Annotated in this window: 11 protein-coding genes, 1 tRNA gene and 1 pseudogene; 8 read left to right on the top strand and 5 right to left on the bottom strand. The window is 68.8% G+C overall.

Translation table 11 applies throughout. The annotated features are described in order from the left end of the window. Positions 1-24: 24 nt before the first annotated feature. A complete protein-coding gene (locus BM031_RS21130) occupies positions 25-1,089 on the bottom strand; it encodes a serine hydrolase domain-containing protein (RefSeq protein ID WP_091876532.1) in 1,065 nt (354 codons plus the stop codon). Between the two features lie 89 nt (positions 1,090-1,178). Further along, positions 1,179-2,165: an LLM class flavin-dependent oxidoreductase gene (locus tag BM031_RS21125; RefSeq protein WP_091876531.1), complete on the bottom strand. Its 987-nt coding sequence runs from the start codon at positions 2,163-2,165 to the stop codon at positions 1,179-1,181. Positions 2,166-2,294: 129 nt separating this feature from the next. On the opposite strand from BM031_RS21125, the gene BM031_RS21120 reads away from it, so the two are divergent. The 6 genes from BM031_RS21120 (at position 2,295) to BM031_RS21095 (ending at position 12,733) form a co-directional block, all read left to right on the top strand. Next, positions 2,295-3,554 (top strand): serine hydrolase domain-containing protein, encoded by a 1,260-nt coding sequence (locus BM031_RS21120; protein ID WP_229409100.1) that lies wholly within the window; start codon positions 2,295-2,297, stop codon positions 3,552-3,554. A 130-nt stretch (positions 3,555-3,684) separates the two neighbouring features. After that, positions 3,685-4,362: a hypothetical protein gene (locus BM031_RS21115; RefSeq protein ID WP_091876529.1), complete on the top strand. Its 678-nt coding sequence runs from the start codon at positions 3,685-3,687 to the stop codon at positions 4,360-4,362. A gap of 221 nt (positions 4,363-4,583) precedes the next feature. Next, positions 4,584-5,963: an HD-GYP domain-containing protein gene (locus BM031_RS21110; protein WP_091876528.1), complete on the top strand. Its 1,380-nt coding sequence runs from the start codon at positions 4,584-4,586 to the stop codon at positions 5,961-5,963. A gap of 284 nt (positions 5,964-6,247) precedes the next feature. Beyond that, complete coding sequence (locus BM031_RS21105) at positions 6,248-8,905, top strand: TonB-dependent receptor (protein WP_229409099.1); 2,658 nt, start codon at positions 6,248-6,250, stop codon at positions 8,903-8,905. A gap of 64 nt (positions 8,906-8,969) precedes the next feature. Further along, entirely contained in the window at positions 8,970-11,429 is a 2,460-nt protein-coding gene (locus BM031_RS21100) for a family 20 glycosylhydrolase (protein ID WP_091876527.1), read from the top strand. Further along, entirely contained in the window at positions 11,426-12,733 is a 1,308-nt protein-coding gene (locus tag BM031_RS21095; RefSeq protein WP_091876526.1) for an MFS transporter, read from the top strand. The genes BM031_RS21100 and BM031_RS21095 overlap by 4 nt, the downstream gene beginning before the upstream one ends. Here the strand turns inward: BM031_RS21095 and BM031_RS21090 are convergent. Beyond that, on the bottom strand, positions 12,720-13,388 hold the full coding sequence (locus BM031_RS21090; RefSeq protein WP_177207849.1) for an AraC family transcriptional regulator: 669 nt from the start codon (positions 13,386-13,388) through the stop codon (positions 12,720-12,722). The genes BM031_RS21095 and BM031_RS21090 overlap by 14 nt on opposite strands. Before the next feature lie 11 nt (positions 13,389-13,399). Here BM031_RS21090 and BM031_RS25675 point away from each other — a divergent pair. Continuing rightward, a tRNA-OTHER gene (locus BM031_RS25675) sits at positions 13,400-13,540 on the top strand. 668 nt (positions 13,541-14,208) lie between these two features. Here the strand turns inward: BM031_RS25675 and BM031_RS26320 are convergent. Beyond that, the gene (locus BM031_RS26320; RefSeq protein ID WP_091876524.1) at positions 14,209-19,536 is read right to left on the bottom strand and encodes a DUF4214 domain-containing protein; all 5,328 of its coding nucleotides are present in this window, start codon (positions 19,534-19,536) and stop codon (positions 14,209-14,211) included. 243 nt (positions 19,537-19,779) lie between these two features. On the opposite strand from BM031_RS26320, the gene BM031_RS21080 reads away from it, so the two are divergent. Further along, entirely contained in the window at positions 19,780-20,316 is a 537-nt protein-coding gene (locus BM031_RS21080) for a DUF2058 domain-containing protein (RefSeq protein WP_091876523.1), read from the top strand. Positions 20,317-20,357: 41 nt separating this feature from the next. Here BM031_RS21080 and BM031_RS21075 read toward each other — a convergent pair. Further along, a pseudogene (locus BM031_RS21075) lies at positions 20,358-20,592 on the bottom strand (IS1595 family transposase); the annotation flags it as partial.

The following is a 20,592-nucleotide window of genomic DNA, read 5'->3' as shown; positions in this document are numbered from 1 at the left end:
TAACAATGGAAAGCACGCAGCGACCTAGTCCAGCGACTGGAACAAAGCCGTCGCGACCTTGCCCTGTTCCGGCTGCGGCATGTCGGTGTTATTCAGCAGTACCACCGCGCGCCCGTCCGCCGGATCGTAGGCCAGCACACTCTTGTAGCCCCCGAAGGCGCCCGTCGACCATAACAGGTGACGGGCGCCTTTTTTCGTCGTAACGGTTTTTACACGCGCGCCCAGCGCGTAGTCTTCGGACGCCACCTGCACCGTGGCCAGCTCGCGCCGCGCCTTGTCCGACAGCAGCTTGGTGAAGTAGACCGAGTCGGCGATCGCCACCAGGTCGCGCGCCGTGCTGTACATGGTGCCGCTGGCGGCCACCATTGGCGGGGCGGCCGGGACCTTGCGGGCGCCGCTGGCGGTGTAGGCCACCGCCATGCCCACCGCATCCTCGTAGCCGGTGGCGCCAAAACTCGTGTCGCGCACGCCGGCCGGGGCCAGCACCAGTTCTTCCACCGTCTCCGTGAACGGCTCCCTGGTCGCGCGTTCCACCACGGCCGCCACCAGCACCCAGTTGGTCACCGAATAATCCCAGCGCTCGCCCGGCGCCGTGGCCGTGCCGGCGCCGAAGCGCAGCGCGGCGGCCACCGGGCCGATTTCCAGGTTCTCGATGGCCTTGTCCTTCTTCAGCGCCTCGGACAGGCCGTTCGGGATGCCGCTGCGGTTGGACATCAGCTGGCGCAGGGTGACGGCGCCGTTGGCGGCCGGCAGTTCGGGCAGGTGGCGCGCAATCGGGGCGTCGAGGTCGAGCTTGCCCATGTCGGCCAGGCGCAGCACGGTGACGGCGGTGATCCATTTGCTCATGGAGCCGATCATGAAGCGGGTGTCCCGGGTGTTGGCCTGGGCTTCCTCGCGCAGGGCCAGACCGCTGGCGCGCAGCACCAGGGTGGAGCGCGCGTCCGCGCGCACGCCCACCACGCCGCTGTAGTCCTTGGGGGCGTGCTGTTCGATCAGGGGTTCGGTGCTGAGTTTGGCGACCACGGCGCAGCCCGGCAGCAGGGACAGGGCGAGGGCGGCGGGCGCAAGCAGGGAAAGGCGGAAACGCATGGATACTCCAGGCTGGATGACAGGCCCGATTGTAGCCTCCCATCCGGTCGCATGGCGCGTACCGGACGCGCCATGCGACCGGACCCCGGTCAGCCCTTGCGCCGGATGTCGGCCGTGATCTCGTAGGCGCGCAGGCGGGCCGCGTGGTCGTAGATCTGCGAGGTGATCATCAGCTCGTCGGCGCCGGTGCGCGCGACGAAGGCGCGCAGCTGGCTCTCCACCGTGGCCGGGGCACCGATCGCGCTGCAGGAAAGCACGCTGTCGAGCATCATGCGTTCGGCCGTGCCCAGGCTTTCCAGGTAGCCGGGCACCGGCGGCTGCAGCTTGCCCGGACGGCCGGTGCGCAGGTTGACGAAGGCCTGCTGCATCGAGGTCGCCAGCAGCTGCGCTTGCGCGTCGGTGTCGGCCGCGAACACATTAAAGCCGAGCATCACATGGGGCTTGTCGAGCTGCTTCGACGGCCGGAAGGTGGAACGGTACATGTCGATCGCCTGCATCATCATCTGCGGCGCGAAGTGCGAGGCAAACGCGTAGGGCAGGCCGAGCGCCGCGGCCAGCTGGGCGCCGAACAGGCTCGAACCGAGGATCCAGACCGGCACGTCCAGGCCCGCGCCCGGAATCGCGCGCACCTGGCGGCGTGGCGAATCGGCGAAATAATCCATCAGTTCGACGACGTCCTGCGGGAATTCGTCGGCATCCGACGACAAATTGCGGCGCAGGGCGCGCGCGGTGGTATGGTCGGAACCAGGGGCGCGGCCCAGGCCGAGGTCTATGCGGCCAGGAAACAGCGACGCGAGCGTGCCGAACTGCTCGGCGATGACCAGCGGCGAGTGATTCGGCAGCATGATGCCGCCGGCGCCCACCCGGATGGTCGAGGTGCCGGCCGCGACGTGCCCGATCAGCACCGCGGTGGCCGCGCTGGCGATGCCCGGCATGCCGTGGTGTTCGGCCAGCCAGAAGCGGTTGTAGCCCCAGCGCTCGCCGTGCTGGGCAAGGTCGAGTGAGCGCTGGAAGGAAGTGGCCGCATCGCTGCCTTCGGCGATCGGCGAGAGGTCGAGTATCGAGAAAGGAATCATGGGTCGATGATACGCGCTTGCGGTTTTTGGTGTGCGCGGCCGGATAGAAGTTGCCCAGCCGTAAAGATTGACCCGTCACGGCCCCGTCCTTATGATCCACCGGGTCGCCTGTCTGATTCCATCCTGCCCATGACCCCATCCCCATGCCGCCGCGCCACCGTCCTTGCCACCTTCTGCGCCGCCTTGCTGGCCGGCTGCGCTAGCCTGCCCGCGATGGACGCCAGGGCACCCTTCGACAGCGCGCGGCTGCGGGATGTCGACCACGCCATCGCCGCCGACATCGCGGCGCGCAAGCTGCCCGGCGCGGTCTACCGGCTCGAGCGCAGCGGCGTCGTGTACGAACAGGCCTTCGGCCAGTTTACCTACGAGCCGGGTTCCGCCAAGGTGACGCCGGACACCGTCTTCGACGCCGCTTCGCTGACCAAGGTGCTGGCCACGGCGCCCTCGGTATTGCTGCTGGCGGAAGACGGCAAACTGCTGCTTGACGCGCCGCTGGTGCGCTACTTCCCCGAATGCGCGAACGGCGGCAAGGAGGCGATCACGGTGCGCCAGCTGCTGACCCATACCTCCGGGCTGCCGGCCGGGTTGCCGGCCAGGCCAGGCTGGCAGGGCGGCGCGGCGGCCTTAACGCTCGCGTGTTCGCAAACCCTGACGCACACGCCGGGCAGCTTCTTCCGCTATTCGGACATCAACTACATCCTGCTCGGGCTCCTGGTCGAGCGGGCCTCCGGCATGCCACTCGAACGCTTCGCGCAGGAGCGACTCTTCCGGCTGCTCGGCATGCGCGATACCGGCTACCTGCCGCTGGCGCGCCGGCCCGCGGGCGCCATCGCGCCGACCCAGCGCGCACCAGGGGTAGAAGGCGACGCCGCGCTGCACGGCGACCTGGCGCCCGGCCAGCTGCTGCAGGGCGTGGTGCATGACCCGACCGTGCGCCGGATGGGCGGGGTGGCCGGTTCCGCCGGGGTGTTCACCACCGCGCGCGACGTGGCGCGCTTTGCGCGCATGCTGGTGGGCGAGGGGACGCTGGAAGGCACGCGGGTGCTGTCGAAGGACAGCGTGCGCCTGCTCACCAGCGTGCAGACGCCGCCCGGCCTGGCCATGCGCGGCATGGGCATGGACATCGATTCGCCCTATGCGCAGCGGCCGCGCGGCAGCGTGTTCCCGGTCGGCTCCTACGGACATACGGGGTTCACCGGCTGCATCCTGTGGGTCGATCCGCAGTCGCGTACCTTCTATGTCTTCCTGTCCAACCGGGTCTACCCGGATGACAAGAGCAATGTGCTGGCGCTGTATACCCGGCTCGGGACGCTGTCGGCGCAGGCGGCGCAGGTGCCGTCCGCGACGACAGCGCCCGCCGCCGCAACCGCCCTTGCAACACCACCTTGAAACCAGCGGTTTCTTTTCCGGGAGGCTACCGTGCGCCTCCCTCCATCCGGCCTCTCTACACTCGGACCCCTAATCAATATCTTATTGATATTGTTGAGCTTTCAGCCCTGAAGACAAATAGGAGATCGACATGAAGATGAACAAGCTACTGAAAGGCCTGCTCGGCGCCTCCGTCGCCGCAGCCGTGTTCGGCGCGACGACCGTCCATGCGCAATCGACTACCGCTGCCGGCCAGACCGGCGCCACCGCGACCACCAGCGGCGCCAGCCAGAGCAGCATGAACGACCAGAGCAGCGGCAGCTCGTCGGCCAGCGCGACCGGCAGCTCGCAGAAACAGGACAAGAAACACAGCAAGAAGCACAAGAGCGCTGACGCGGCTGCATCGCACCAGAGCGGCATGACCGGCAGCACCGGGACCACCGATTCGGGCATGAGCGGCAGCAGTGGCACCAGCGGCACCAGCGGTTCGATGGGCGCCAGCGGTTCGGGCATGGAAGCCGGCCGCACCAGCACCGGCGCATCGAGCGAGCCGGAAACCCGTAGCGCGACCAGCGGCAGCAGCGGCGCTACCGGTTCGTGGGGCACCAGCGGGGCTAGCGGCGCCACGGGCACCACCGGCACCACTGGCACTACCGGGACCACCGGCACGATGGACGCCACCGGCCGCAGCGGCACGACCGGTACGACCGGTACGTCGGGAACCAGCGGCACCACGGGAACGACTGGCACCACTGGCACCACTGGCACCACCGGCACCACCGGCACCACGAGCACCACCGACAAGGCCGGCACCGGCCGCGGCTACTGATCCACGCAATCCGGACCTTCCGGTAGTTCCTCCCAGCACCAGCCTTCGGGCTGGTGTTCCCGTTTACAGCGCCATTTCCGTGCGCTGGCTGGTTGCGGATGACCGGGCGCGGCGGCCACTGTGGCGTGGATGCCGCGCGGCCGGCAAAACCGGCAATTTTTGATGGCAAGCCTATTCACATGGCGTAGAATAAATTTAAATTGCCGATAGGAATTAATGCCATGGACCTTGCCGTTCCGGCCGAAGTGCGCGCGCCGACCGCCATGAAGCTCTCCGAACTCATCGGCGCCCTCAGCTACGCGCTCGACATCACCGAAGGCCAGCCGGCCGGGCACTGCGTGCGCTGCTGCTGGATCGGCATGCATATCGGCCGCGCCGCCGGCCTGCCGCAGGAACAGCTGTGGGAGCTGTATTACACCCTGCTGCTCAAGGACCTCGGCTGCAGCAGCAATGCCGCCCGCATCTGCGAGCTGTACCTCACCGACGACCTGCAGTTCAAGCGCGACTTCAAGACCGTCGGCGACAGCCTGCCGCAGGTGCTGTCCTTCGTGCTGACCCACACCGGCCTGAAAGCCGGGCTGGCCGAACGCTTCCGCAGCGTGATGACGATCCTGCGCGACGGCCCGGCGATTGCGCAGGACCTGATTGCCACGCGCTGCCAGCGCGGCGCCGAGATCGCGCGCCTGCTGCGCTTTTCCGACGGCGTCGCCGCCGGCATCTATTCGCTCGACGAGCATTTCAATGGCCAGGGCAAGCCGGCGCAGCTGGCGGGCGAAGCGATTCCCATGTATGCGCGCATCGCGCTGCTGGCCCAGGTGATCGATGTGTTCCACACCGCCGCGGGCAGCGCCAGCGCGCTGCGCGAAGCGCGCGCCCGCGCCGGCAGCTGGTTCGACCCGGGCCTGGTGCGCGCCTTCGAGGAAGTGGCGGCGGCGCCGGAATTCTGGCGCGTGCTGGCCTCGCCCGACGTCGACCAGGCCGTGCTGGCGCTGGAGCCGGCCGGCGGCGACGTGGCGCTGGACGACGATTACCTGGATGACATCGCGGCCGCGTTCGGCCAGGTGGTCGACGCCAAGAGCCCCTACACCAGCGGCCACAGCGCGCGCGTGGCGCTGTACACCGACATGATCGCGGAAGCGCTCGGCCTGAGCCCGCAGCGGCGCCGCTGGCTCAAGCGCGGTGCGCTGCTGCACGACGTCGGCAAGCTCGGTGTCAGCAACAGCGTGCTGGACAAGGCGGGCTCGCTCGACCGCGAGGAGTGGGATGCGGTGCGGCTGCATGCGGCCTACACCGAAACCATCCTGGGGCGTATCAATGCGTTCGCGGAACTGGCGCACATCGCCGGCGCCCACCACGAGCGCCTCGACGGCACCGGCTATCCGCGCGGCCTGAGCGGTAGTGCGATCAATATCGAGACCCGCATCATCACCACCGCCGACATCTTCGACGCGATCACGGCCGAGCGCCCGTACCGGGGCGCGATCCCGGTCCCGCAGGCGCTGGCGATGATGGAAAAAACGGTGGGCAGCGCGCTCGACCCGGCCTGCTTCGCGGCGCTGAAGGCCGCGCTGGCGCGCGTGCCCTTGGCGGCGGCGGCCTAGCGTTTTCCGACGGGGCTCGCAAGGAGCCCCGTCCACATTCCCTTCACGGTGCTTGCGTCCGCAACGCCCTGCACCGCCCCTCCCAATGACACTTAGCTGTCACACACGTCGTGTAATTTTGTTGCGCATAGCAAGATTTGACAAACATGGCCCAAAAGATAACGACACAATGCCTCCCACACCAGAGACGCCCGAACGTCCACACCCACTCGCGACCGGAAGGCTGAAGTGAAGAAAGCGGTTCCGGCCAGACGCGGAATCACCATACTGTTTTGGGAGACAACATGAACGAAATGATGGCACGGCAGCACACCAGGCGCACCGCGATCGCGGCCGCGGTAACGGTCTTCGTGATGGGCATCGCGGCCCAGGCCCAGGCCCAGGACGCGCAGCCGGCAACAGATAGCGGCGAACCCCAGACCGTGGTCGTGACCGGCGTGCGGGCGGCGCTGGAACAGTCGCTGCGCCAGAAGCGCAGCGCCGACGCGGTGACCGAGGTGGTGACGGCCGAAGACATCGGCAAGATGCCGGACAAGAACGTGGCCGATGCGATCCAGCGCCTGCCGGGCGTGAATACCCAGTCCTCCGCCGGCGGCGAGGGCGGCTTTGGCGAGAACGACCGCGTCAGCCTGCGCGGCACCAGCCCGAGCCTGCAGCAGACCCTGTTCAACGGCCACGCCATCAGCACCGGCGACTGGTTCCTGTTGAACCAGATCGGCGGCAACGTCGGCCGCTCGAGCAGCTTCTCGCTGCTGCCGTCCGAACTGGTGGGCTCGATCGTGGTACAGAAAAGCCCGACCGCCGACCTGGTGGAGGGCGGCGTCTCCGGTGCCATCAACGTCATCACCCGCCGTCCGCTCGATTTCCGCAAGCAGCTGACGGTGGAGGGCTCGGTGCAGGCCAACTACAACGACCTGTCCGACAAGGCCGAGCCGCACCTGTCGGGCCTGGTGGGCTGGAAGAACGACGCCAGCACCGCCGGCTTCCTGGTGCAGGCCTTCTCCGAAAAAGCCACGGTGCGCCGCGACGGCCAGGAGATCCTCGGCTACACCCCGATCAGCCCGACCAGCGCGGCGGCGATCGCCAATCCGGCGCTGCGCGGCGTGGTGCTGCCGACCTTCATCGGCGCCAGCCTGTTCGAGCAGACCAAGAAGCGTACCGGCGGGGCCTTCGACCTCGAGCTGCGTCCGCAGCGCGGCACCAGCATCGACCTGAACGGCTTTTATTCCAAGCTGGAAGCGCCGCACCTGAACACCAACTGGCTGGCCGCGCCGGCCAACTCGATCAACAGCCTGAACCTGATCCCGCAAAACCCGGTGGTGCGCAACGGCACCCTGGTGGGCGCCGGCTTCACCCGCAACGCGGGCGAAGTGGACAACATCTACCGCCCCGATGCCGGCGGCGAATCCTGGTATCTCGACCTGAACGGCAAGACCCGCGTCAGCGACCGCCTCACCCTGTCCGGCAAGGTCGGCAAGACCCACGGCGTGGGCTGGGACCGCGACGACGTCTTCTACCAGAACAACGTCGACGGCGGCATGGTCTATGCCCTGAACGGCCTGGCGCCGGCCAGCGTCAGCTACCCGGGCGGGAACACCACCTCGCCCGGCAGCACCGCCTGGGCCGGCGGCGGCGAAGCGCAGTCGGTCGATCAGGAAAAATACGCGCAGGTCGACGGCGAGTGGCGCATGCAGGATTCCAGCGTGCAGGCGATCCGTTTCGGCGCGCGCTGGACCGACCACCACCGCAGCGCCGAGCACCCGCTCGAAACCCGCCCGGGCCCGAACGGCTTCAGCGCCCCGGGCCCTGCGTGGAACGGGCAAATGTACCCGTCCGACTTCGCCAACAACCTCGGTGGCAACCTGGCGTCGAACTACTTCAAGTACGACGGCGCGGCGCTGGGCGTGTGGGGCGCGACCCCGGGCAACCGCCTGCTCGACTACGTGGTGCGCCACAACTGGATGGACGAATTCCAGGTCGGCGAGAAGACCGCGGCGCTGTACGCGATGGCGGACTTCGGCGGCGACAACTGGAGCGGCAACATCGGCCTGCGCGCGGTCGAGACGCGCCAGCACACGGTGGTCAACCTGCCGGGCGGCCCCAACGCCATCACCGGTTCGGCCTTCGGCCCGTACACCCCGACCAGCTTCAAGCGCAGCTACCGCGACTACCTGCCAAGCGCCAACCTGAAGTACGAGGTGACGCCTGACTTCGTGCTGCGCACGGCGCTGGCCAAGACCATCGCGCGTCCGGACTATTCCGCGCTGGGCGGCTCGGTCTCGCTCAACGACGACGCCCTGAGCGGCAGCGGCGGCAACGTCAACCTCGAGCCGGTACGCGCCACCAACTTCGACCTCGGCATGGAGTGGTACTACGCGCCCAAGGCGCTGCTGTCGGCCGGCTTCTTCTACATGGACTTCCGCTCGATCGTGGCCCAGGGCACCTCGACCGGCACCTACTACAATAACAAGCGCGGTACGCAGACGGCTTACCAGATCACGTCGCCCTTCAACACTACCGGCAGCAACAAGGGCGTGGAACTGAGCTGGCAGCAGCCGCTCTGGAACAACTTCGGCACCCTGGTGAACTACACCCATGCCGACGGCGAACTCGATGACGGCGGCGAGCTGCTGAACTCCTCGAAGAACACCTGGAACGTCACCGGCTACTTCGAGAACGAGCGCTTCTCCGCACGCCTGGCCTACAACTACCGCTCCAAGTACAAGGCCGGCGTGGATCGCGGCGCCAGCCAGCACGTGGACAGCATGCCGTCGCTGGCGGCCTCGCTCAATGTCAAGCTCACCGAGCAGCTGACCCTGACCTTCGATGCGCTGAACCTCACCAACGAGACGATCAAGATGTACGCCGAAAACGAGGACCGCCCGCGCGCGTTCTATTCGAACGGCCGTACCTTCTACATCGGCCTGCGCGGCAAGCTCTGAGCAACGATACGGCGGGCATGCTGCACGGCCAGTGCAGCATGCCCGCCGGCTGCGGAACCCACACATGATTTCTACTGCGGACCAGCCTCGCGGCGGCCCGGCGATCGCCATCGCCTGGGAATGCCTGAGCAACTACACGCGCGACGACGCGTTCAGCGCGCGCCTCGTGCTGCGCAACGATACCGCGCAAGCGATCGCGCCCGGCTGGGCGCTGTGCTTCAATACCTGCCGCAAGGTGCTGGCCGATACGGTCAGCCCGGGCTACACGATCGCGCACCTGAACGGCGACCTGTTTTGCCTGGCCATGCCGGGTGGCGGGCCGTGGCTGCCGGGGACCAGCCACACGGTGGAGTACGAAGCCCTGCACTGGGCCATCAGCATCACCGATGCGCCGCTGGGCTTCTACCTGCTGCCGGGCGACGGCGGGCCGGCCGTCGACCTGGGCGACCCGGAGATCGCGCCCTTCACCCGGCCCGAGCAGCGCCACCGCATGCGCGGCGACCGCCTGCCGACCGCCGACGCGGCCTGGCGCTTCGAGCAGAACGCAGCGCTGGCGCTGCTGCCGATCGAGGCCGTCGGCCGCATCACCCCGCGTCCGGTGTCGGCGCATTTCGATGGCCGCCGCTGCCTGCTGTCGCGCCATGCGCCGCTGCGCTACGAAGGCGCGCTGTGGAACGAGGCCTCGCTGCTGGCTTCCCTGCTGGGTCCTTTACCCGGCATGGTGCCCGGCGGGACCGCCGACCTGGTCCTCGAGCTCGGGGCGGTGGAGGGCATGGCAGGCGAGGAAGCCTACCTGCTCGACATCGAGCCGGGCCGGGTACGCATCCGCGGCGCCAGTCCCCACGGCGTGTTCAACGCCATCCAGAGCCTGGCCCAGTTGCTGTCCCCGTTCGGCGAACTGCCCACCGGGGTGGTACGCGACGCGCCGCGCTTCGGCTACCGCGGCATGATGCTCGACGTGGCGCGCCACTTTGCCGGTGTCAACACGGTGCTGCGCCTGCTCGACTGCATGGCCAGCTACAAGCTCAACCGCTTCCATTTCCACCTGACCGACGACGAAGGCTGGCGCCTGGCGATCGGGGCGCTGCCCGAGCTCACCGGCGTCGGCGCGCGCCGCGGCGTGGCGCCGGACGGCAGCGCGAGCCTGCCGCCTTCCTACGGCTCGGGCGCCGATATCGACGCATCCGCCGGCAGCGGTTGTTATACGGCGGCGGACTTCATCACCATCCTGCGCCACGCGCATGCACGCCATATCGAGGTGATCCCCGAGTTCAACATGCCGGGCCATGCACGCGCCGCGGTCAGCGCGATGCGCGAACGCCACCGGCGCCTGCTGGCGGCGGGCGATCCCGACGGCGCCTGCGCCTACCTGCTGCACGACCCCGAGGACCGCTCCAGCTACGAATCGGTGCAGCTGTGGCACGACAACGTGATCTGCATCGCGTTGCCCTCGGTCGACCGCTTCATCGACACCGTGGTGGGCGAGGTGTGCATGCTGTACCGCGCGGCCGGCGTGCCGCTGCGGGTGATCCACACGGGGGGCGACGAAGTGCCGCCCGGGGCCTGGCTCGGCTCCCCGCGCTGCCGCGCGCTGATGGAGGCGCGCGGCTGGGACGTGCAGCAGCTGCACGACGATTTCATCGAGCGCTGCCGCGCGATCCTGGCGCGCCACGGCGTGGCCTTCGCCGGCTGGGACGAGACCGCGCTGGTCAAGCAGGACGGGCGCATGCTGCCCAACCCGCGCTTCGCCGGGCCGGATTTCCACGTCTATGTCTGGAACACCGCCTGGGGCTCGGGCCAGGAAGACTGCGCCTACCGGCTGGCCAACGCCGGCTACCAGGTGGTGCTGTCGAACGCCGCCAGCCTGTACTTCGACCTGGCCTATGCCAAGCACCCGCAGGAGCCGGGCTACTATTGGGCCGGCTTCGTCGAGACCCGCAGCGCCTTCGGTTTCGGTCCGCTCGACGCCGGCGCGCAGGCGGCGCAGGACCCGATGGGGCGCCCCGTCGCTGCCACGCTGCAGCCGCCGGACGCGCAGGGCAGGGGCCGCATCAAGGGCTTGCAGGGGCAGCTGTGGGGCGAGAACGCGCGCTCGCGCGCCAGGCTCGACTACCTCGCGCTGCCGCGCCTGCTCGGGCTGGCCGAGCGCGCATGGGCGCCGGACCCCGGCTGGCAGGACATCCCGGAGGCCGGGCAGCGCGCCGCCCGGGCGCGGGACGACTGGAACGAATTCGCCAACCGCCTCGGCCAGCGCGAGCTGCCGCGCCTGGACCGCGCGCGCCGCCCCTGGGACTACCGGCTGCCGCCGCCGGGCGCGGTGGTGAAGGACGGCTGGCTGCATGCCAACGTCGCCCTGCCGGGGCTGGCCGTGCATTACACTGTCGACGGCCATGCACCTTCGGTATCGAGCCCGCGCATCGATGCGCCGGTAGCGCTGCCGCAGGCGGGCCGGGTGAAGCTGGCGACCTTCGACACCCGCGGGCGCGCCAGCCGCATCGTCACCCTGACCCTGGATCACCCATGACCGCCATGAACGAGTTGACCGGCAGCCTGCCGCCCGCCGCCACCCGCCACCCGCTGGCCTGGGTGCCCACGCTCTACCTGGCCCAGGGCCTGCCGTTCTACGCGGTGGCGCTGGTGGCCGGCCTGATGTTCAAGTCGATGGGCGTGCCCAACGAGCAGATCGCGCGCTGGACCGGCGTGCTCGGGCTGGCCTGGGTGTTCAAGGCCTTGTGGAGCCCTTTCCTCGAACTGGCGCGCAGCAAGAAGGGCGTGGTGGTGAGCTTCCAGCTCGCCGGCGGCCTGGCCCTGGGAGCGGTGGCGCTGGCGCTGCAGCTGCCGGTCTGGTTCGGCGTGTCGATCGCGCTGTTCGCGGTGGTGGCGCTGGCCTCTGCCACGCACGACATCGCGGCCGACGGCATCTATATCGCCAGCCTCACCGAGCGCCAGCAGGCCGCCTATGCCGGCTGGCAGGGCGCCTTCTTCAACGCCGCCAAGTTCCTGTCGCTGGGCGCTCTGGTGATCCTGGCCGGCTACCTGGAAGTGCGCATGGGGCCGGCGCAGGCCTGGGCCACCGTGTTCGGCCTGCTGGGCACCCTGATGGCGGCGCTTGGCCTGTATCACCTGTGGGCGCTGCCGCTGGGGGCGCGCAGCGGCGCCCGCCCGCAAGGCAGCGCGCGCGGCGCCGCCACCACCTTGCTGGACGTGGTGCGCGCCTTCTTCGCCAAGCCCGGGATCTGGATGGCGATCCTGTTCATCATCCTGTTCCGCGCCGGCGAAGGCCAGATCCAGACCATCGGCCCGCTGTTCCTGCGCGACGCGCGCGCCATCGGCGGGCTGGGCTTGACGACCGCCCAGGTGGGCGCCGTCTACGGCACCGCCGGCACCATCGCCTTTTTGGTCGGCAGCATCGCCGGCGGCTACTTCACGGCCCTGCTGGGGCTCAGGCGCGCCATGCCCTGGCTGATCATCGCGATGAACCTGCCCAACGCGGTGTTCTGGTACCTGAGCGTGGCCCAGCCGGAGTCGCTCGGCATCATCGCGGCGGGCCTGGGCGTGGAGATGTTCGGCTACGGTTTCGGTTTTGTCGGCGTGATCCTGTTCATCATGCAGGTGGTGGCCAGCGGTCCTTACCAGACCGCGCACTACGCGCTCGGCACCGGCTTCATGCAGCTGGGCTTCGTGCTGTTCAAGATGGTCAGCGGCGATATCCAGGCGGCGCTGGGCTATCGCCAGTTCTTCCTGTGGGTGCTGCTGGCCGCGCTGCCGGTGCTGGTGCTGAGCCGCTTCATGCGGCTCGAGGCCGATGGGAAGCTCAGCGCTTCTTGATCGGCAGCGCCAGGGCGCCGCGCCACAGGCCGGCCTCGTCGCGCTCGACCTTCTGGATGTGCGGGCGGGTGCTGTCGAAGCGCCACACCGACTGGCGATCCAGCCAGTCTTCGTACATCGAGCGAAAGCGCGGCCACTCGTGGCGGAAGTCGAGGCAGGCGTAGGTGCCGGCCGGCAGCACGCGCATGCCCAGGCTGCCGTCCGACGCCTCGCCGGTATGGCCGAAGTCGTAGCAGTATTCGCTCTCGCCGGTAAAGCCTGGATCTTCGTCGAACACCCCGTACCACGGCGCGCCGTGGGCAATGCCGTCCAGCCGCTCGCGCTCGCAAATGAAGGTGTTGCAGGCGATCGACAGCGCCGCGCCCGACTGTCCGAAGAAGCGCTGGTAGCGCAGTGTCACCGCCGGCAGGTTGCGCAGCGCGATGCGGGCCGCGATGCTGCCCGGCTCGGGCGGACAGTAGGGCGCCAGGATGACGTCCAGGTTGCCCGGTTCGGCGACAAAGAAACTGACATCGCTCTCGCGCCCCACCTGCTGGTCCATGTAGGCGCGCCAGCCCCCTTCGCGCCAGGCCTTGGCCGACATCGCGAACTGCTGCTTGAAGGCTTTCGCAAACGCCGCGTTGGACGGGAAGCCGCAATCCTGGGCGATACGCACGATGGGGACGTCGGGCTCGTGGCGCAGCTGGTGGGCAGCGCGCCGCAGGCGCCGCTTTCGCTGGTATTCGACGGCCGAGAAGCCGGTCAGTTCACGGAAGATGCGGTCGAAGTGGAAGCTCGAATAACTGGCCGACGCCGCCAGCCCGTCCAGCGCCAGCGGATCGCCAACCGAGTCCAGCATCAGGTCCATGACTTCGTACAAGCGCGACACCCGCGACGGCGCCTTCACCGTCATGGCGCCGCAAGCAAGCAGGGAAGGGAAGGCGCAGAACGACAGGACATCGCAGGATGAGGTTGCTGTAGTGACAGCAATTATGCGGTGAAATGCGATGTCGTGGCGAAATATGTGAGGCCCCTACAACCCCCAACTTCGAACTTCGGGGTCAGGTCTGACATTTGGACACGTGCTCTGCAGTAGTGCCGGTTCCGGCCGCATGGAAAGACCGCCGGCCCTTGATGCAGATCATGAGGTCGGATCGATCAGCTGGCGCAATACGGGCCTATGGTTGAGGCCGCAACACCCAACTTGGGGGTCAGGTCTGACATTTGGACACGTGCTCTGCAGTAGTGCCGGTTCCGGTAGTGCCGGTTCCGGCCGCATGGAAAGACCGCCGGCCCTTGATGCAGATCATGAGGTCGGATCGATCAGCTGGCGCAATACGGGCCTATGGTTGAGGCCGTGTCCAAATGTCAGACCTGACCCCGAAGGGGGCCGTATTGAGATCGCAGCGGTCTGGCTGCGGCGATATGGCCTACGGTCGGGGCCGTGTCCAAATGTCAGACCTGACCCCGAAGTGCGAAGTGCCGAAGTGCCGGCCTTATCCGCCGAAGGGTTGGTAGGCCACGCCGTTGGCGATGAGTTCCGCCACCGCCCAGCGGTTCTCGTTGCTCTCGCTGAACATCGCCAGCATTTCCGGCAACGCGACGACTTTCTTGTCGAGGGCATTGAGCCAGTAGTCGTAGCCGGCCTGTTCCGGGTCGCGGTCGAGGATGTTGCGGTACATCCGGGTCACGATCTCGGCGTTGGTCGGCGCGGCGCCGTACAGTGCGGTGAATTCCTGCGAGCGCACGAAGCCGCCGGCGATGTCGCGCAGCAGGGTGCCGCCGTCCATCATGGCGATCCAGAAGCCCAGCCCGGCCTGGTCCGGCGCGCGGTCGAAAGCGGCGCGGTAGATGCGGTAGGCCTGGCCTGCGGTTTCGTCGAAGCCGGTGTCGAGCGCCAGCGCGACGTCGGCGAAGACCAGGCGCTCGACCTGCAGCAGGCGGTCCTTGCCGTCGTGCAGGCCGGCGCGCAGGTCGGACACCCACACTTCGCCGGACTGCCAGTCGCGCACCTCGTACTGGTCGCGCTTGCTGCCGAAGACGGCGCTGTCGGCGCCGTCGCCCCCATGCAGGAAATCGTTGCCGCCACCGCCGATGAGCACGTCGTTGCCGGCCCCGCCTTGCAGCTGGTTGGAGGCGGCGTCACCCTGCAGGCGGTCGTTGCCAGAGCCGCCCTGGACCACCGGGCCCAGTGCCAGCGGCGTGCCGTCGGGCGCATAGCCGTAGCGCATGTTGTCGGCGGTGAGCGCGGACTTGTCCACGTTCTTGAGCGTGAGCACGTCGGCGAAGGCCATGGTACTGCCGGGGCCGTCTACGTCGTACTGGAGCACGGTGTCGGCGCCGCGCTGCTCGAAGCGCAGGTTGCCATTGGCAAACGGCGACTGGCGGGTCCAGCCCAGCGAGGAGAACACGTCGAGCACATCGCCGCCCGCGCCGGCCTGGAAGTCGGTGATGGTCCAGGCGCCTGCGTAGGCCACGGCCAGTTCGAAGCTGTCGGTGCCGGCGCCGCCGCTCATGGTCACGACGGTGGACGGCACGACGCTGTTGAGCACCTGGATGCGGTCGTTGCCGTCGCCGCCGTCGAGCACCACCCGGTCGATTGTCTGGCCCTGCGCGTACCAGACGCGCGCTGCGAGCGACAGCAGGTCGTTGCCGGCGCCGCCCAGCAGGGTGTCGCTGCCCATGGCGCTGACCAGGGTGTCGTTGCCGGCGCCGCCATCGAGGATGTCGTCGCCGGTGCGCGTGGCCTGCCAGGAGCCGCCGTTGCGTGCGCCGGGCAGGAGGTCGGACTTGTCGCCGTCGAGGATGTCGTCGCCGTCGCCGCCGTTGAGGCGGTCGTTGCCCATCGAGCCGGTCAGGATGTCGTTGCCGCCGCCCCCATTGAGCGTGTCGTCGAGCCAGCCGCCCGAGAGCATGTCGGCGCCGGTGCTGCCGGCAAGCGCCAGCCCGGTGCTCGATCCATTGGGATTGAAGCCGTGCAGGAAATGCTGCGGCCCCAATACGTCCTTGCTGACGTTGCGCAGCACCAGCGCATCCTGCCAGATGGCCGATTCGAGGGTGCTGTCGCGCGCCTGCACGACGGTGTCGGCGCCGCGCTGCACCAGCCGCACGGTGCCGTCGGCGGCGAAGGGATTGCCGGCGGTCGGCACGGCGATGGCGGCGATGTCGAGCAGGTCGCCGCCGGCGCCGGTGGCGAAGTCGGTCACGGTCACGCTCGACGCATACGAGACCGAGGCCGGCGCGAACACGTCGGCGCCGCTGCCGCCGGTCAGCAGCACGGTCGACGCCGCCCCTTCGCTGCCGAACAGGGTGACCAGGGTGTCCCGGCCTTCGCCCCCGCGTGCTTCGACGTTGCGGGCGGCGTCGTCGTACCAGGCGCCGCTGACCACCAGGCGGTCGTCGCCCGTGCCGCCGTCGAGCACATTGTTGCCGCGGGTGGAGGTGAGCAGGTCGTTGCCGGCCTCGCCGAACAGCTGGTTGCGGCCGTTGGACGAGCTGTCGATGCTGTCGTCGCCGTCGCCGCCGCGCAGGATGTTATTGCCACGGCTGTCGGACAGGATGTCGTTGCCGGCGCCGCCCAGCAGCTCGTCGTCGCCGTCCTCGCCGTCCAGGTAGTCGGCGCCGGCGCCGCCTTCGAGGCGGTCGGCGCCGTCGCCGCTGTACAGGTTGTCGTTGCCGTCTTCGCCCTGCAGCAGGTCGGCGCCGGCGTTGCCGTACAAGATATCGTTGCCGCCATTGCCGCGCAGGGTGTCGTCCAGGCGCCCGCCCTGCAGGGTATCGTTGCCGGGGGTGCCGGCCAGGGTCAGGCCAGTGGCGGCGCCGTCGGGGCGGGCGCCGTCGGTGAAGTTGTCGGCGGTGAAGCTGGCCACGCTCATGTTCTCGAACACGATGCGGGTCGCCATGTCCTTGGGCCCGGCGGCGCCGTCGACGTCGAACTGGAACAGCACCCGGCTGCCGTCCTGCACCAGGCGCGCATGGCCGGCGGCGCCGAACGGGTTGCCGGGCAGGAGGCTGTACGAGAACGAGAACAGCTCCAGCACGTCGCCGCCGGCGCCGCCCTGGAAGTCGGTGATGGTGACCAGCGGCCAGCGCTCGCCGCTGTTGAAGGTGTAAGTGTCGCTACCGGCGCCGCCGGTGATGCGGACCGCGCGCGCGTCGCTGTACTGGTTGTTGATGCGGACCTTGTCGTTGCCTTCGCCCATGTCGACCGTCATGGCGGCCGTGTTGGCCGGGGTGGAGATGGCGTCGATGGTCAGTTCATCGTTGCCGGCGCCGCCCAGCACGGTGCGCACCGGCAGGCCGGCGTTCATGCTGTCGTTGCCGGCGCCGCCGTCGAGCGTGGTCGCGGCGGCGACGTCCTGGTAGGACCAGCTGCTGTTGAGGACGTCGTCGCCGGCGCCGCCGCTCAGGTAGTCGCTGCCTTCGTTGTCGCTCAGGTTGTCGCGGCCGTCGCCGCCTTCGAGGCGGTCGTTGCCGGCGCCGCCGGTGAGCTGGTCGTCGCCGGCGTCGCCGAACAGCAGGTCGTTGCCCAGGCCGCCATCGAGGTAGTCGCTGCCGGTGCCGCCGCGCAGCATGTCGTCGCCGGCGCCTCCGCTGATGCGGTCGCCGCCGCCGATCACGCTTTCGTCGCCGCCGTACAGCTGGTCGTCGCCGCCGCCGCCGTCGATGGTGTCGTTGCCGTCGCCGCCGTTGATGGTGTCGTTCAGCGCTTCGCCGTTGAGGATGTCGTTGCCCGGGGTGCCGGTGAGGTTCAGGCCCTGGGTCGAGCCGGTCGGGTCGAAGCCGCCGGCGAACGAGGCGCTGGTCAGCGCCGCGAGCACGGTGTTGTCGAGCGCGATGGCCAGGCGCCAGGCGGCATTGGCGCCGGCGGCGCCGTCGGCGTCGACGTAGATGCGCACCTGGCTGCCTTCCTGCACCGCCTTCATGTAGCCGAGCGCGCCGAACGGGTTGCCGCTGATGTTGCGGTCGGCGATCAGGTTGCGCAGGTCGAGCTTGTCGCCGGCGGCGAAGTCGGTGATGGTCAGGTTGTTGTAGTCGTTGACGACGAAGCTGTCGTCGCCGGCCCCGCCCGAGGCCAGCACCGTCACCTGGCCGTAGCCATAGCCGAAGCGCAGGATATCGGCGCCGTCGTCGCCCGCCAGGCTCACGGTGCGCGCGGCGCCGCCGTAGGATTCGAAGCTCAGCTCGTCGTTGCCGGCGCCGCCGCGCAGCGTGTCGTTGCCGGCGCCGCCGCTGATGCGGTCGTTGCCCAGCCCGCCGTCGAGCACGCTGGTGCCGGTCGACGTGGAACGGAGGATGTCGTTGCCGTCGCCGCCGCGCAGCGTGTTGTCGCCGCTGCCGCCGTCCAGCGTGTCGTCGCCGGCGCCGCCGTCGAGCAGGTCATTGCCGCCTTCGCCGTACAGGCTATCGGCGCCGTCCAGCCCCAGCAGGGTATCGTCGAGCAGCATGCCGCGCAGCGTGTCGGCGCTATTGGTGCCGGTGAGGGTGAGGCCGGTGTTGCCGCCCAGCGGGTCGATGCCGCCGGTGAAGTTGGCGCTGGTGAGCTGGGCCGGCTGCACCTTGGCTAGACTCACCAGCGTGATGTAGAGCGCCGGGTCGGCGCTGTCGCGCACCTGGAGCAGGGTGTCGGCGCCGGACGCCAGCAGGCGCAGCTGGCCGCGGTCGAAGGGATTGCCGACGCCCTGGATGACGTACAGCGCCAGCAGGTCGAGCACGTCGCCGCCCGCGCCGGGCGCGAAATCGGTGATGGTCAGCGCCACCTTGCCGCCCAGCCCGAAGGATTCGAAGGCAAAGGTATCGACGCCGGCGCCGCCCGAGATCGTGGCCGCCGCCTGCGCGAACGAATGCTGGGAGAAGCGGATGATGTCGGCGCCGTCGCCGCCGCGCACGGTGGCGGCGCGCCCGTCCACCGACGAGAGCCGCAGCGTGATCTCGTCGTTGCCGGCGCCGCCGTCGTAGTCGACGCCGCCGTCGCCGCTCAGGCGGTCGTTGCCGTTGCCGCCATCGAGCAGGCCGCTGCTGCCGCTGTCCGCGCTCAGGCTGTCGTCGCCCTCGCCGCCGATCAGGGTGTTGGCGCCGCTGCCGCCGTTGAGCGAATCGTTGCCGGCCCCGCCGTCGAGCAGGTCGTCGCCCGCCTCGCCATGGAGGTTGTCGTTGTCGGCGTCGCCGTAGATGCGGTCGTTGCCGTCGCCGCCCCACAGCCAGTCGTTGCCGCCATTGCCGTGAAGAGTGTCGTTGCCGGCGCCGCCGTTGATGCGGTCGCCGGGGGTGTAGTACTGCTGGACGGGTTCGTCGCCGCCGTTCAGGATGTCGTCGCCGCCATAGCCATTGAGCGTGTCATCGCCGCCCAGCCCGTCCATGGTGTCGGCCAGGTCGCTGCCGTGGAAGGTATCGGCGCCGCTGGTGCCGGTCAGGTGCAGGGCCACCGGGCTCAGGCCGGACGTGAAGTAGGCGTACAGCTGGCCGCCGGAGTTGGCCGGGTTGCCGGCCAGGTCGGTCACCGCGTTGGGGCTGATCTCGATGGAATAGCTGGTGGCGTAGGCGAGCCGCTGCGGCGGGTCGAAGCTGATGGTATTGCCCGACACCGTCACATACGGGCTGCCCAGCAGGGTTTCGGTATAGGCGGAGCCGCCGCTGTTGGGGCGCAGCGTAATGGTGCCGGCGCCCAGCTTGATGGCTTCGCTGAAGACAAATACCAGCGGCGCCTCCGCGCCTTGCCCATCCTGCGGCCAGGACGTCAATACAGGAGCGGTCGTGTCGGCGGCGGCGGCCTGGCGCGACATGCTGCCGTGTTCGGTCGGTGCGGGATTCCGGGTATCAAGCATGGTCGAAGGGGCGGTCGGGAAATGGGGTCCCCACTATGTCCGACTCATCCATTCCTGTCCACGGGCGCACGTGATTCCATGTCAGGTGGATAAAGGATTACTGGAGAGTGTGACAAGGAAATGCCGATGCCGTTGCAAAGGCGCCACGCCAGAGGGCGGCAGCCCGGATGCGGCGCGGTTTGCTATGCTAGCGGCTTCGCGCTGGCCGGCACCGTGCCGCCAGCCTCAGCAAGGAGCAGAACCATGGTTTCGCTGCAGGAGCAGTTGATGAAAGCCGGCCTGGTGGACAAGAAAAAGGTCCAGAAGGTCAACCAGGACCTAAGCAAGCAGAAGAAGATCGAGCGCCGCACCGGGACCGAGTCGGTCAACGAGTCGCGCGAAGCGGCCCTGGAGCTGCAGCGCAAGAATGCCGAGCGGGCGCGCGAACTCAATGCCCAGCGCGACGCCGCCGCCGCCCAGAAGGCGGTCAAGGCCCAGATCGCCCAGCTGGTGCAGGTCAACCGCCAGCAGCGCGGCAAGGGCGATATCGCCTACAACTTCACGCACGGCACCAAGATCGAGCGCATCTATGTGTCGGAACAGGTGCAGCGCCACCTGGTGGCGGGCCGCCTCGTCATCGTGTTCCTGAACGGGAACTATGAACTGGTGCCGAAGGTGATCGGCGAAAAGATCGCCGAACGCGATCCGGCCAGCGTGATCCAGGTCAAACAGACCAGTAACGAGCCCGATGCGGACGATCCGTATGCGGAATTCCAGATTCCGGACGACTTCACCTGGTAAGCCAGCCACGCCACCGTCGGGTGGCGTTGTCGTAGGCGCTGTCACCTTTCGCTATGGATGGGTTTGATTGCCAGGCGCAGCAATCGCTCGGCAGACGTGACGCGCCGGCCGTCGAGCGCCCTGCGCCAGCCCAGGTAATTGGGCAGGTAGCGCGAGGCGACGCCGTGGAAGCGCGCCACCCAGTCGCGCAGGCGGCGGTGATAGGAATTCACGTTCTGTACATGGATGGCGCCTTCGCTGCTGCGCCGCACCCGCTCGCCGGCGCGCAGGTTGACG

Origin of the sequence: Massilia yuzhufengensis (assembly GCF_900112225.1) — a bacterium.
Lineage (GTDB): Bacteria > Pseudomonadota > Gammaproteobacteria > Burkholderiales > Burkholderiaceae_D > Telluria > Telluria yuzhufengensis.
This window is presented reverse-complemented; position numbering and strand designations above follow the sequence as displayed.

Bases quoted from the DNA above. Each gene is read 5' to 3' on its own strand.
- BM031_RS21125 (WP_091876531.1), bottom strand. From the start codon at position 2,165: ATGATTCCTTTCTCGATACTCGACCTCTCGCCGATCGCCGAAGGCAGC.
- BM031_RS21120 (WP_229409100.1), top strand. From the start codon at position 2,295: ATGACCCCATCCCCATGCCGCCGCGCCACCGTCCTTGCCACCTTCTGC.
- BM031_RS21095 (WP_091876526.1), top strand. From the start codon at position 11,426: ATGACCGCCATGAACGAGTTGACCGGCAGCCTGCCGCCCGCCGCCACC.
- BM031_RS21110 (WP_091876528.1), top strand. From the start codon at position 4,584: ATGGACCTTGCCGTTCCGGCCGAAGTGCGCGCGCCGACCGCCATGAAG.
- BM031_RS21080 (WP_091876523.1), top strand. From the start codon at position 19,780: ATGGTTTCGCTGCAGGAGCAGTTGATGAAAGCCGGCCTGGTGGACAAG.
- BM031_RS21130 (WP_091876532.1), bottom strand. From the start codon at position 1,089: ATGCGTTTCCGCCTTTCCCTGCTTGCGCCCGCCGCCCTCGCCCTGTCC.
- BM031_RS21115 (WP_091876529.1), top strand. From the start codon at position 3,685: ATGAAGATGAACAAGCTACTGAAAGGCCTGCTCGGCGCCTCCGTCGCC.
- BM031_RS21100 (WP_091876527.1), top strand. From the start codon at position 8,970: ATGATTTCTACTGCGGACCAGCCTCGCGGCGGCCCGGCGATCGCCATC.
- BM031_RS21105 (WP_229409099.1), top strand. From the start codon at position 6,248: ATGAACGAAATGATGGCACGGCAGCACACCAGGCGCACCGCGATCGCG.
- BM031_RS26320 (WP_091876524.1), bottom strand. From the start codon at position 19,536: ATGCTTGATACCCGGAATCCCGCACCGACCGAACACGGCAGCATGTCG.